At 45.5% G+C, this 11,603-nt stretch carries 13 protein-coding genes and 1 pseudogene; 11 read left to right on the top strand and 3 right to left on the bottom strand.

Annotated features, from left to right (window positions below; genetic code table 11):
* Nucleotides 1–209: 209 nt before the first annotated feature.
* Nucleotides 210–587 carry a PH domain-containing protein gene (locus tag Q7P33_RS16665; protein ID WP_303871863.1) on the top strand — a complete coding sequence of 126 codons (378 nt, stop codon included), beginning with the start codon at nucleotides 210–212 and terminating at the stop codon, nucleotides 585–587.
* Nucleotides 588–643: 56 nt separating this feature from the next.
* Here Q7P33_RS16665 and Q7P33_RS16660 read toward each other — a convergent pair whose 3' ends face one another.
* Complete coding sequence (locus Q7P33_RS16660) at nucleotides 644–1,018, bottom strand: type II toxin-antitoxin system death-on-curing family toxin (RefSeq protein ID WP_228881287.1); 375 nt, start codon at nucleotides 1,016–1,018, stop codon at nucleotides 644–646.
* Nucleotides 1,015–1,257, bottom strand: coding sequence for a type II toxin-antitoxin system Phd/YefM family antitoxin (locus Q7P33_RS16655; protein WP_303871862.1), 243 nt, complete (start codon nucleotides 1,255–1,257; stop codon nucleotides 1,015–1,017). Before Q7P33_RS16655 ends, Q7P33_RS16660 begins: the two co-directional genes overlap by 4 nt.
* A 370-nt stretch (nucleotides 1,258–1,627) precedes the next feature.
* Between Q7P33_RS16655 and Q7P33_RS16650 the strand changes: the two genes are divergently transcribed.
* Nucleotides 1,628–2,146, top strand: coding sequence for an Abi family protein (locus Q7P33_RS16650; protein WP_303871861.1), 519 nt, complete (start codon nucleotides 1,628–1,630; stop codon nucleotides 2,144–2,146).
* A 600-nt stretch (nucleotides 2,147–2,746) separates the two neighbouring features.
* On the opposite strand, the gene Q7P33_RS16645 is transcribed toward Q7P33_RS16650, so the two are convergent.
* A complete protein-coding gene (locus Q7P33_RS16645) occupies nucleotides 2,747–4,816 on the bottom strand; it encodes a GGDEF domain-containing phosphodiesterase (RefSeq protein WP_303871860.1) in 2,070 nt (689 codons plus the stop codon).
* Nucleotides 4,817–5,012: 196 nt separating this feature from the next.
* Between Q7P33_RS16645 and Q7P33_RS16640 the strand changes: the two are divergent.
* From Q7P33_RS16640 to Q7P33_RS16595, 9 genes and pseudogenes are all read left to right on the top strand, one after another.
* Nucleotides 5,013–5,129 (top strand): annotated as a pseudogene (locus Q7P33_RS16640) (cytidine deaminase); the annotation flags it as partial.
* A 259-nt stretch (nucleotides 5,130–5,388) separates the two neighbouring features.
* Nucleotides 5,389–5,700 (top strand): alpha/beta fold hydrolase, encoded by a 312-nt coding sequence (locus tag Q7P33_RS16635; RefSeq protein ID WP_303871859.1) that lies wholly within the window; start codon nucleotides 5,389–5,391, stop codon nucleotides 5,698–5,700.
* A 16-nt stretch (nucleotides 5,701–5,716) separates the two neighbouring features.
* Nucleotides 5,717–6,202, top strand: a complete 486-nt coding sequence (locus Q7P33_RS16630) for a hypothetical protein (protein WP_303871858.1) — start codon at nucleotides 5,717–5,719, stop codon at nucleotides 6,200–6,202.
* A 76-nt stretch (nucleotides 6,203–6,278) separates the two neighbouring features.
* Nucleotides 6,279–6,734 (top strand): VOC family protein, encoded by a 456-nt coding sequence (locus tag Q7P33_RS16625; RefSeq protein WP_303871857.1) that lies wholly within the window; start codon nucleotides 6,279–6,281, stop codon nucleotides 6,732–6,734.
* A gap of 154 nt (nucleotides 6,735–6,888) precedes the next feature.
* Complete coding sequence (locus tag Q7P33_RS16615) at nucleotides 6,889–7,731, top strand: GNAT family N-acetyltransferase (RefSeq protein ID WP_369693331.1); 843 nt, start codon at nucleotides 6,889–6,891, stop codon at nucleotides 7,729–7,731.
* 4 nt (nucleotides 7,732–7,735) lie between these two features.
* Nucleotides 7,736–7,957, top strand: coding sequence for a hypothetical protein (locus tag Q7P33_RS16610; RefSeq protein ID WP_303871856.1), 222 nt, complete (start codon nucleotides 7,736–7,738; stop codon nucleotides 7,955–7,957).
* Nucleotides 7,958–7,977: 20 nt separating this feature from the next.
* Entirely contained in the window at nucleotides 7,978–9,870 is a 1,893-nt protein-coding gene (locus Q7P33_RS16605; RefSeq protein WP_303871855.1) for a GGDEF domain-containing protein, read from the top strand.
* Nucleotides 9,871–9,965: 95 nt separating this feature from the next.
* Nucleotides 9,966–11,348 carry a uridine kinase gene (locus Q7P33_RS16600; RefSeq protein ID WP_303871854.1) on the top strand — a complete coding sequence of 461 codons (1,383 nt, stop codon included), beginning with the start codon at nucleotides 9,966–9,968 and terminating at the stop codon, nucleotides 11,346–11,348.
* A gap of 37 nt (nucleotides 11,349–11,385) precedes the next feature.
* Nucleotides 11,386–11,550: a hypothetical protein gene (locus tag Q7P33_RS16595; protein WP_303871853.1), complete on the top strand. Its 165-nt coding sequence runs from the start codon at nucleotides 11,386–11,388 to the stop codon at nucleotides 11,548–11,550.
* Nucleotides 11,551–11,603: the final 53 nt, after the last annotated feature.

The following is an 11,603-nucleotide window of genomic DNA, read 5'->3' as shown; positions in this document are numbered from 1 at the left end:
TTTTTGGGGAATTTTCAACCGTTTATTATGGGTATTTTAACACCGATTTTGACAACTGGGGGTGCACAAGGGGTCGGAGGTTTTCTGTACAGCTCAGCAGATCCACTAAACTGGGGTTGAGCCCCAGTGCCGTTAACATATAAACGCCTTATCATGTCCGATTAAATTAATGTACAAACAAAAAAATAATAATAAGAGGAGATCAAAAAATGGCAGAAACAAGTTTAATTTTATCATGGACCTTCCTTTCGGAGTGTCCGATTCCACAAGATGTTCAGGAATTGCTGGTTGAAGGTGAACAAGCGGTGGCTGCGTATAAAACAATCAGAGACAGTGCAATTTTTACCAACAAACGTTTAATCGTCAGAGATGCCCAGGGGTTGTCTGGTAAAAAAGTAGAAGTATACTCATTGCCATACTCAGCGATTAATATGTGGTCGACCGAAAACGCCGGTAAGCTGCTCGATTTAAATGCCGAAGTTGAACTCTGGACGCGGGCTGGTCACATAAAGGTCAATTTGCGAAAAGGCGTCGACATCAGAAAATTTGATCGCTTAATTGCTAACGCCGTTTTAACAAATCATTAGAGTACACAAGGGGACGGAGGTTTTGTGCACTATAAACCAAGATCCACTGGATGGCATCAGACATGATCAATAATCCAGTCAAGCAGTTGCCGATCATCCATCTGACCAGCTGCCAGCTGGAGACCCAACTGGATCAGTTCATCATCGGTACAATCAGGTGTAAAGCCGTTCATTTCCAGAAATGTCAGCATAACCAGAATACCGATCCGTTTATTGCCATCGATAAATGCATGGTTATTGATCAGTGAAAAACCCAGACGAGCGGCTTTGGCCGGAACGGTTTGGTACAGATCTTCACCGTCAAAACTTTGAAAGGGCGCATTTAGAGCGGAATCCAGCAGCCCTTCATCCCGGAGGCCATCACAGCCGCCGGTTTCGTTAATCAGCATGGTGTGAAGCCGTAGCACCTGATGACGGGTCAGTCGCTTCATTTGGCTAATTCCTCAAAGACGGCCTGATGTTTTTTCAAAATCCGTTTGGCTATGATTTCCACTTCTTCATCGCCAATGGTTTCTTCGGTTTGAAACTGGCTGAACTCAATCAGGACATAGCGGGGGGTATTGTTTTTTAAAATGATGGCAGCGCCGTTTTCATCCACAAGTCGGGCAACCTTGGAAAAATTCTGGTTGGCTTCGGAAATGGAAACTAAATTTTTGGTATTGATTTGCATTACAAGCACCTCCTAGTCTTTATACCATTGTACTATAATTTTAGGATAAATAAAACCTAAAAACATATCCATAAAGACACACTTAATTTAATCGTTGTTGAAATCCAAACAGAATTGCTAAAAAAACAAAAAAATCATTCAGGCTGAGAGCGGAAGAAGGAGAAAAAATGCTAGGGACACAAGGGGACTGCGGTTTCGGTACCAGTGCCAGGCACATTCAACTTATGAGATGAGATTCTTCCCTGCATTTTTCTTATCCTGTGTATGTATTCAAGGTTATCGTTAATATCAATAAGACCAGAAAAACCTCGCTTTTGTAAATTTTCAATGATCTGATTCAAGTCAAAAAAGAAAGAGGTGAACAATTACGATGTACAGAACCATAAAACCCAAACTTTCGACGAAAGAGCAGATTGAGCATCTGGAGAAAAAGGGTGTGAAATTTGTTCTGATTTCAAGAGAAGAAGCCACCGATTATTTAACAAAGCACAATAACTATTTCAAACTGACGGCGTATCGAAAGAATTTTCAAAAACATCCCGCTGGAAAATTTAAAGGGCAATACATTGGGTTAGATTTTCAAATGCTTAAAGATCTTGCGATTATTGATATGCGACTATGTTATACACTTCTGCATATGGCACTTGATATTGAACATTTCGCAAAAGTAGAGTTATTGAAGGTTATTGAAAATTCCGATATTGATGCATATGATCTAGTCGAAGATTATATCAAGAGCCTTAATGAGGTGCGGTTAAAAATCCTGAATGACGAACTCAATCGAAATATGAATAATCCTTATTGTGGTGATATTATTGCTAAATATAAAGATAACTATCCAATAACGATAAAAAGCTCAGGGATAATTACTTTCTGCTGCTGTCAATAAAAGATTTACGTAACGCAACGGCACACAATAATTGTCTCATTAATGATTTATCACCCCGAACCAGCAACCATAGAACAAACTATGGTTTAATTCATGAGTTGAGCAAAATCGGCATATCAAATGAGGTCCATAGTAAAAAAATGAGCAATGCGAGAATTCAGCAAATCGTTACTTTGCTGTACACCCATAAAAGAATTATTAAAAGTGATGGTGTCATTAATCATCAAAGTGAAGTTTTGAATGAGACCATCACGAGAATGTATAAGCACATCGAGTATTATAAAAATAATGAAATGGTAACAACAACCTTCAGATTTTTAAAGACAATCGTTGACAATTGGTATCCAATCGTTTAGAATATTAGCACATAGAAAAAATGATTAGTCATTTTTGCGGAGTGGTATTGTCGGAAACGATGATATCGCTCTATTTTTTTACCATTTTTTTACGAGCACAAGGGGACAAAGGTTTAGGGGGGGCTGGAGCCTGTCACTTAACTTGTTGACTTAACTTATTGGGGAGAGTACAAGGGAACGGATGTCTTGTGCACATGATGTAGTGAGTGTTGGAACTGGGGTTACGGTACCGGCAGCTTTTGTTTTAAATACCGGTAGAATTCCGGTTCGTTTCGAAAACATGCTCTATTGGATCAAACGTCCCGGACTCTGCCCATAAAAAATTCAGATAGGCGTCTTCATCAATGGGTTTGGAATAATAATAGCCCTGGAGATGGGTGACCCCCTGGTTGTTTAAATAATCTGCCATTTCTGCGGTTTCCACCCCTTCTGCCACGATGTTCACCTTCAGCTGGGAGAGCATGTGGATGACACTTTCAAGAATGGCGTTGGCCTTGGGATTGTCATCATTAAAGCAGGGCCAGATCAGGCTTTTGTCGAGCTTCACCAGGTCGTAAACCACTTCCGCCATCCGGGACAGATTGGAATAGCCGGTGCCGAAGTCATCCATGGAAAAGCTGCAGCCCATGTTGCGCAGACGCTTCATGTTTTCCTGGAGTATTTCCCCCGACTCCACCAAGGCGGTTTCGGTGATTTCCAGATTGATAAAGCCGGGGGCAATATCGTATTTTTTCATGATCTCCGTCAGCTGGGTGGGCAGATCGGGATGGACACATTGAATTCCCGACAGGTTCACTTCAATGTATTCAATGCCCCGCTCCGGCAGGGCTTCTTTTCTGGCAAAGGCACAGACCTTTTCAAAGACAATGGCTCCCAGCTCCATGATTAACCCTTTTTTTTCGGCAATGGGGATGAATTCCTCAGGAGAGATAAAGCCGATGGTTTCCGTATCCGAAAGCCGTACCAGGGCTTCCGCCGACTGAAAGCAGCGGGTATCGGCATGAAAAATCGGCTGATAGACAATGAAGAATCCTTTGCTTTCCACAGCCTTTCGCAGAATCGCTTCAATGGTGTCATAGCGTTGTTTCTGAGCCATGACGTCCTCATCGAGAAAATGGACATTATTTTCCCGGGTGGCCTGGTTGCGGGTGGCCATGTAATTCATCATATCATAGACTTCATCACAGGACTCCTGCTCCCGATAAACCGCCGTGAAGATCACATCAATGTGGGCCTTCACCGCCACGGTATAGCCGTCAAAGGTGATCGGCTCCCGGATGACCTCAGAGAGTCGAGCAAGCTGATCCTCAATGCAGGTCAGGGGCAGCTCGGTGAGATGGGTCATGACGTTGCTGCGGGTGTGATAAACACTGGCTAAAAAGCCATGATCGGCCATTTTCCGCCGCTGCCGCCGACTCAGTTTAACATGGGGTTCCACACATTTGTCCAGAAACGGGTTGATACTCAGAAAGGTTTCGTTCATTTTCGAGCCGATCACACCGAGGACGTGGTTGGTATTGTCATGACCGACCATGGTCTGAATCCGGTTTAGATCATCAATAACCACACTGATCAGGATAAGCGGCTTGTCCGCTTCTTTTTTTTCGTCCAGGATCAGATGAAAAGCCCGTTTATTAAAGCTGCCGGTGACCTCGTCCAGGTATTCCTTGGGGTTTTCAAAGGACAGGTAAATAAAGAGAATCACCAGGGTGATAGCGACACTGGACAGCATCAGGCCAAGGTTGAAAAACTGCACCAATGACGAACCGATCAGAAGTACCATTCCCCCCTGAATCGCCAGGCGGTTGTCCTTGGCAATGGTATCCTTTAAGCGGTAGGTACTGCGGATGATCAGCAGGGCATAAAACAGGATTGTCAGTTCAAAGGTAGTGGCCATGGTGCCGCTGGCATAGATCTGATTATTATCGGCATAAAATTCCAGATTGCCGAAAAGGATCATCAGCACCGACAGACAAAAAGGCAGCATCCGTTTGATAATCTTCTGGCTCTTGGCCCGCTTCTGCTGATTCCCGAGGATTTCCACGTACCAGTACAGGGCCACCACCACCAGAATCAGGGTGATGTAAAAAACCTGGTTGCAGAAGCGGCTCACCGCCGGGGTCACCTGATCAACATGGACAATGGAGTAGATTTTTAAGACATTGAAAACAAGGTTTACCGCTGTCAGGTACAGCATTCCGGAAAAAATTTTATTGGACAGCAGGGGCAGTTTTTTATTCCGGAGATAATCCACAAAAATGACCCCAAAAAACAGGATCGTCACAATCAGCAGGCGGGTATCCAGTAAGAGCATCGCAGGCCCTCCTTCTATATCTTAAGGCTTCAAAGCGGCACCACTATTCAGGATGATGGCATATCATGAATCCTGTTTTGACAGCAGAAGCCCTTTGTGTTATTGAAAGTTTTTGATGCACCGATCTATTTTACCGAATCAGTATCCTCATTTCAATTAAATTATGGTAGAATGAAAGAAAAAATTGGAGCATGTTATGAAACGTCATGATTATATTACCTGAGAACAGTATTTCATGGACATTGCCCTGCTATCGGCCAGGCGCAGCAAAGACCCCAATACCCAGGTGGGGGCCTTCATCGTTAACGACGACAAAGGGCCTGGTGCCTGTGAAACCTGTAAAAAACGAAAGCACCTGTAAATCTATACAATAACACGAATAAATATGCTCGCTCTAATCTTAAACCCTTGGTGCCAGGCTCAACTCAACTTACAACAGCGGCTGCAAGACAACCGTTTCATTTGGTCAGTTCCGCAAAGGTGGCCTGATGTTTTTTTAGAATTCGTTTGGCAATGGCGTCAACTGCGTCTCCGCTTCCTAGATTTAAAACTACCAACAAGCAAGGTGAAAAATGACCGAAAAAGTCTTTGTAGAAATCAATGGGTCAAAGCAAGGCATGTTTTTGCAGACCGAAAATACGGAGAATCCCGTGCTGCTGTATTTGCATGGCGGACCGGGTGGGCCCGAAATGGCCTTTGCCGAAAAATACCAGATGGGCTTAAATAAACAGTTTACGGTTTGCTGGTGGGAGCAAAGAGGCAGCGGATTATCCTATCACCGTAATATGACGCCAGAAGAAATGACAATAGAGCAGATGGTCTCGGACACGATTGCGGTGACGAATTATCTAAGAAAACGCTTTGGAAAAGAAATACAAAGTTAAAAAACGGAGGAATACTATGGGAAACGAGAGTCACACCGCCATCGTTTATTTTTCAAAAGATGGGAATACCCGAAGCGGAGCAATGCGCTTAAATGAGCGGCTCGGCGGCAGAATAATCGAACTGCGGGAACAAAAAAAAGGCAACTTCCTACAGGCGCTTTTTAAAAAAGGCTCCAAACTGCAAGGTGAACCCTGGCAGGAAATCGCAACGGCGCGGGACGTCTATTTAATGCAGCCAATCTGGGCAAGCAATGCCGTACCAGCGATGAACGCCTTTCTTAAGCAGGCCGATTTTTCAGGGAAGCGGGTGACCATCATCACGTTTCAGCAATTTACCGATCTGAAAAACAGTGACAAGGTTCATGGGGTTATTGCCGCAGCGGTTAAAAAACAACACGGGCAGGTCATTGGAACCTATGCGTTTGTTGGTGGGAAAATGGGTCACTGTGCTGAAAAAAATTTGATTGATGAACAGATCGATTCAATGATTTTCCCGGGCTGAAGACGCACAGGCGCTAGCTGCCACAGTATCCGCTGGGTGTCAGGCACTACTTAACATAATGAAAGCAGGAGAAAATATGAAGATTAAATTTACCCATACCAATATTATTGCCAAAGACTGGAAAAAACTTTCGCAGTTTTATCAGGAGGTTTTTGGATGTCTGCCGGTGCCTCCGGAACGGGATATGCAGGGGGACTGGATCGATCAGCTGACGGGGATCAGGGGCGCCCATATTCGCGGTGAACACCTCCGTTTGCCAGGCTATGAAGACAAGCTGCCGACCCTGGAGATTTTTTCCTATGACGATTGGGTTGACGGTGGACTGCCCCAGATTAATCGGACCGGCTTTGGGCATATCGCATTTGAGGTGGATGACGTGGCGGCCATGCTAAAAAAACTACTGGCGGCCGGGGGTGGTCAGATTGGCGAGCAAATTGTCGCCGACTATCCCAATCAGGTGGTGGCCACTTTTGTTTATGCCACTGATCCCGAAGGCAACATTGTCGAACTGCAGAACTGGGGTACCCGATAGCCAAGTCCTTATTCCCCGGGCACCACTTAACTTACGAACAAAACGACACCACAGAATAGGACTGTAAGTAAGATTATCGAATACGACCTGTAACACGTGTATGTGGCGTCGTCGAATGCCATTTAATTTAAAGTATTTATAGTAAGGAGTTATCATGTTTTCACGAACCTGGCATGGAATTGTGCCGCTTAAAATGCGGGCGGCATTTGAACAATATGAATATCAAACCGGTGTTAAAGAGTCTCTGGTCATCCCGGGCAATCGGGGTGCTTTTTTAAAAATCGTTGAGCAGGGTGAGGTTGCTCATTTTTTTCTCTGCACAAAGTGGGATTCGATGGCCAGCATGATGGCCTTTGCCGGACAGGAACCATTGATTGCCGTGACCTATCCTGAGGATGAAAAATACGGATTGATCTTTGATCCAATTGTGATCATTCAGGAAGTCGCGGACGACAGTGATCCGTTTGAAATCCAGGCTGATATCAGGGGGCAAAGTCAGGAAAAAAACCCGATCCAAGGGGAAAACCCCGCAATCACACCAATTACCTATCGCAGCGGTGATGAATCGCTGCTCGATGACATCCAGGCGTTGTGGGAAGCACTGAACCGGCATCACCGCGATGCCGCCGTGCATTTTAAATCACACTATGAAGCGTTTACCTTTGCGATGCGCAAAAAAAATCTGCTTCATAAGGCCCAAAATGGACAGCTGCGAATCGAAATTGCAGTGGATCAGGAAACGGCTCAAAATGTCGGGTACTGCATTTCCCGGGTTGAATGCTCTGGTGATGCGGAGATGGAATCCTTATATGTGCTGGACGACTATCGGGGACTCGGTCTCGGTGAGACCTTGCTTGGCAATGCCATTGCCTGGATGGATACAATGGGAGCCCATACCAAGTCCGTGTCGGTAGCCGTCGGCAACGAAAAAGCCTTCAGCTTTTATAAGCGCTTTGGTTTTTATCCCCGAAAAACGTTGCTGGAGCAGATAAAATAGTGCGTTGAGTAGTGGTGCCGATTACGGTTTTACAAAAACCTCGATTTCTGCGGCATTGCAAACGTTCACGTCTTTTGATATGATAAACTATACATTTATTTGCGCCGATTCGTTTATTACAGGCATCATCGCGGGATTTAAAGTGTTGGTGCCAAAAGACACGCTCACAAAAAACAGATCAACCAGGCAGAGCGGTGGTGCGCAAAGAAAAGAAAGCAACCATTAACAAGAAAAGAGACTATTAAAATGATTAGCAAAATCATTTCGATCAATCAGATTGAAACACTGAAGAAATGGCTTCAAACAGAAGAAATAAAAAATCAGACAAAGCGTTCGTTGTCAGTGTTCGTGCAAATATTCTCAGCCCGGAGTGATCCCCAATGGCTCGCAGAAATAGAAGCTGCGCTTCGGGCTGTTGCACCGCAGGCGGTGATTGTTGGGAGTTCTACCATGGGAGAAATTGGCGAGGGGCGGTTACTCACCAACACCTCCGTTATTTCTGTGGTTTTTTTTGAAAAGACCGACGTGCAGGGCTTTTTAGTAGACACCGAGAATCAGGACGAAGCCGTTGTCGGGAAAAGCTTGTCACAAAAAATTGAAAGCAGCTGTCAGAAGATTGCCGGAGTTTTGCTGCTGGCAACCTCATCGTCAATCGATGCGTCTCATTTTCTCGAAGGTTTTTCGGCGGGCAGAAGCAAAACCTATCCGGTATTTGGCGCCGGTGCCGGCGTTTACGAAGGTGAGCAGAAACCAATCGTTACCTTGAATCAGCAATTCTCGTCAAGCGGGGTCGTTGCGGTGGTTTTTACGGGTGACGATATTGAGATTGTGGTACATACTTACTTAGGATGGGAACCCCTGAGTAAAGAACTGACACTGACCGAAACGGACGGCTTGTGGCTAAAAACAATTGATGATCAACCGGCTTTTGAGGTGTACCATCGGTATCTGAACATTCAAGATGACGAAGACTTTTTTTTGAATGTGCTGGAGTTTCCTCTACTGATCGAACGAAACGGGATTGTCTATGCCAAAACACCGAATGCAGTCAAGAACCATCATGATATAAAATTTATTGCCGATATCAAACAGGGTGAATCGGCCCGGATTGGCTATGGCAATCCGGCGATGATCATTAAAAATGCCAGAGATATTCAGGATCGGGTTCAGGCATTTAATCCAGATGGTATATTTATCTACTCCTGTACCTGTCGTCGATTTTTGCTTCAGCATGAGGTAGAATTGGAAACCAAAGCGTTTCAAACCATTGCCCCTTCTGTCGGCTTTTATACCCATGGCGAGATCTACTCCCATGAAGAAACGGTGATGTTGCTTAATGCCACCATGGTGACGGTGAGTATGAAAGAAGCGGTGGGCAAGGCGTCTGAAGCGGTGCTTGAAACAGGGCCGGCTAAACCACGAACAAGGAAACTCTTTAACTGTCGGGACAATTGGATGATTGCCCGAGTGGCCAATTTTTTCAACGGGGGCACCACTGGAAGGGGTCGCAAAGCGTCCGAAAATGGGCATCAAAAGCCGAGCACTGAAACCTTGGTTGATCCCTTTAACCGCCAGAACAATCGTATTATTTCCCAACTCGTTAATTTTATTAAGGTGGTCACAGCAGAATTGGAGCAGGCCAACCAGGAGGCCAGACTGCTGGCCGAGCGCGATTATCTCACCCAGATCTACAATCGCTTAAAAGGCCATGAATTGTTGCAACGTGAAATCGCCCGGTGCAATCGCTATGGTCAGGAATGTGCCATTATAATGCTGGATGTAGATTTCTTTAAACAGGTCAACGATACCTACGGCCACAATAGTGGCGATGCTGTTCTGATTCAGCTAGTAAAAATGCTGGCTCGGGAAATCAGAACAGTCGATGTGCTGAGTCGTTGGGGTGGCGAGGAATTTCTGGTTCTTATGCCACAAATTGACGCACAAGGGGCAAAAAAAGCGGCCGAACGGTTACGGGCGGTTGTGGAAGAGACAGCGTTTACTCAGGGCCTCAGACTGACGGCCAGTTTTGGTGTAACCACCTACAAAAAGGGGGAGTCACCGGAAGCATTTATTGATCGGGCGGATAAAGCCCTTTATGAAGCGAAACAAAAAGGTCGAAATTGCGTCGTGTTAAAGTGACAGTGCCGGCCGCAAGGGCTTTGACCAACGAAATTTCTTTATCCTTTCTGTTATCATTTATTTGTCCCCAAAATAAAACGAAAGCAGGTGTCACGATGCGAGAAACCCATCTGATTCAAAGCCGCCAGACGTGTAAGCTGGGACTGATCATTGTTATCCGGCATCTTTTTCCACAAGAAGCCTTAAAAACCGCCTATTCAATTCTGGAGGGCGTATTTTGTCGGTTTGCTGATTCGGCCATTTCCATCAGAGAAGTCCATCAGATCGAAACGAAACTCAAAGAATGGATTTTGAGCAATCCCGAGATTGACTTCTTAAAGCATGAGGGTGGCTACTATTTTTATCAGGTCGATGGTGTAGTGGTTAAAATGATTTATCCCTGCGAAACAAGCGTCAAAAATATCGATCCGTTCTGCGTGATTCCCTATGCCGGTGGTTTTATTGTCGACTTTGGCGACGATGACCGCGATTGCTTCACCCCGTTGACCCCGCCGGATAAACTCTCAGCCATGTATGATAAGACACAAAAGTGGCTGAAAAATATCAATGTCGAGTTGCTCAACGATGTGAACGACTTTGTCGTCAGCAGTGCCAGCCTGAAGTTGTTGGGGATGGCCGAAGCCCTGCATGAAAAGGAGATCGCAGATATTGCCGTGATGATTCTGCAGCAGCGGGCCCTGCGGGTCCTGCTGATTTCGGGACCATCCTCTTCAGGGAAGACGACCTTCGCCCAACGGTTATCCACCCAGTTGAATGTCAACGGATTAAAGACGGTTACGCTGTCGATGGATGATTATTTCGTCAATCGGGAAAAGACGCCGCTGGATGAAGACGGCAAACCGGATTTCGACTGCCTGGAAGCATTGGATCTGCCCTTATTACAGCGACAGCTCAAAGAATTGATCGACGGCAAAACCATTGAAACCCCAATCTATGATTTTAAAACCGGCCGACGCTTGGCCGAAACACGGCGCCTGCAAGTGGGACCTGATGAAATACTGGTGGTCGAAGGGATTCACGCCCTGAATCCGGCGTTGTTTACCGGGATCAACCGGAAAATGCTGTTTAAAGTCTACCTCAGCTCGCTGTTTCAACTGAATTTCAATCTGGAAAACCGGGTGCCGAGTTCGGAAGTACGGTTGCTCCGACGTCTTGTCAGAGGTGACCAATTCCGAGGTACTCATCCCGAAGATACCCTTGATCAGTGGGAAAATGTCCGCCGTGGGGAATATAAAAACGTCTTTAAATTCCAGGAAGAATCGGACGTGATGTTCAATACGAGCCTGCTTTACGAATTAAATGCGATGCGAACATTTGCCGAAGCTTCTCTGAAAAAAATCGAAGATCACAGCCCCTATGCCAAGACCAGAGACCGCCTGCTTAATATTCTATCCTTCTGCGAGCCAATGAACACCGATAAAGTTCCTTTTAATTCAATCCTGCGTGAATTCATCGGCGGCAGCATTTATTTTGACTGATTTTGAAAACGGGTTAAAAAAGCCTATCGGTTAATGGATGAAACGATCATCGCTGGTAATTGAGGGGAACACTGCGGCAATCATTGTTGCCGCCGGACTGGTTGTGATCGGACTGGGGCTTTTGGCACTAATCGGGTTTGCCCTATTTGGAAAAAGTGAGATTGTCAAAAGCATCGGTTTTGCCTGTGCATGGCTTTTTTGATCAGCGTCGTCGAGTTGGGGGTGCTCGAATGGCTGGGGGCGTTTAAGGATTGA

Origin of the sequence: Acetobacterium wieringae, from assembly GCF_026646375.1 — a bacterium.
Taxonomy (GTDB): Bacteria; Bacillota; Clostridia; order Eubacteriales; family Eubacteriaceae; genus Acetobacterium; species Acetobacterium wieringae_A.
This window is presented reverse-complemented; position numbering and strand designations above follow the sequence as displayed.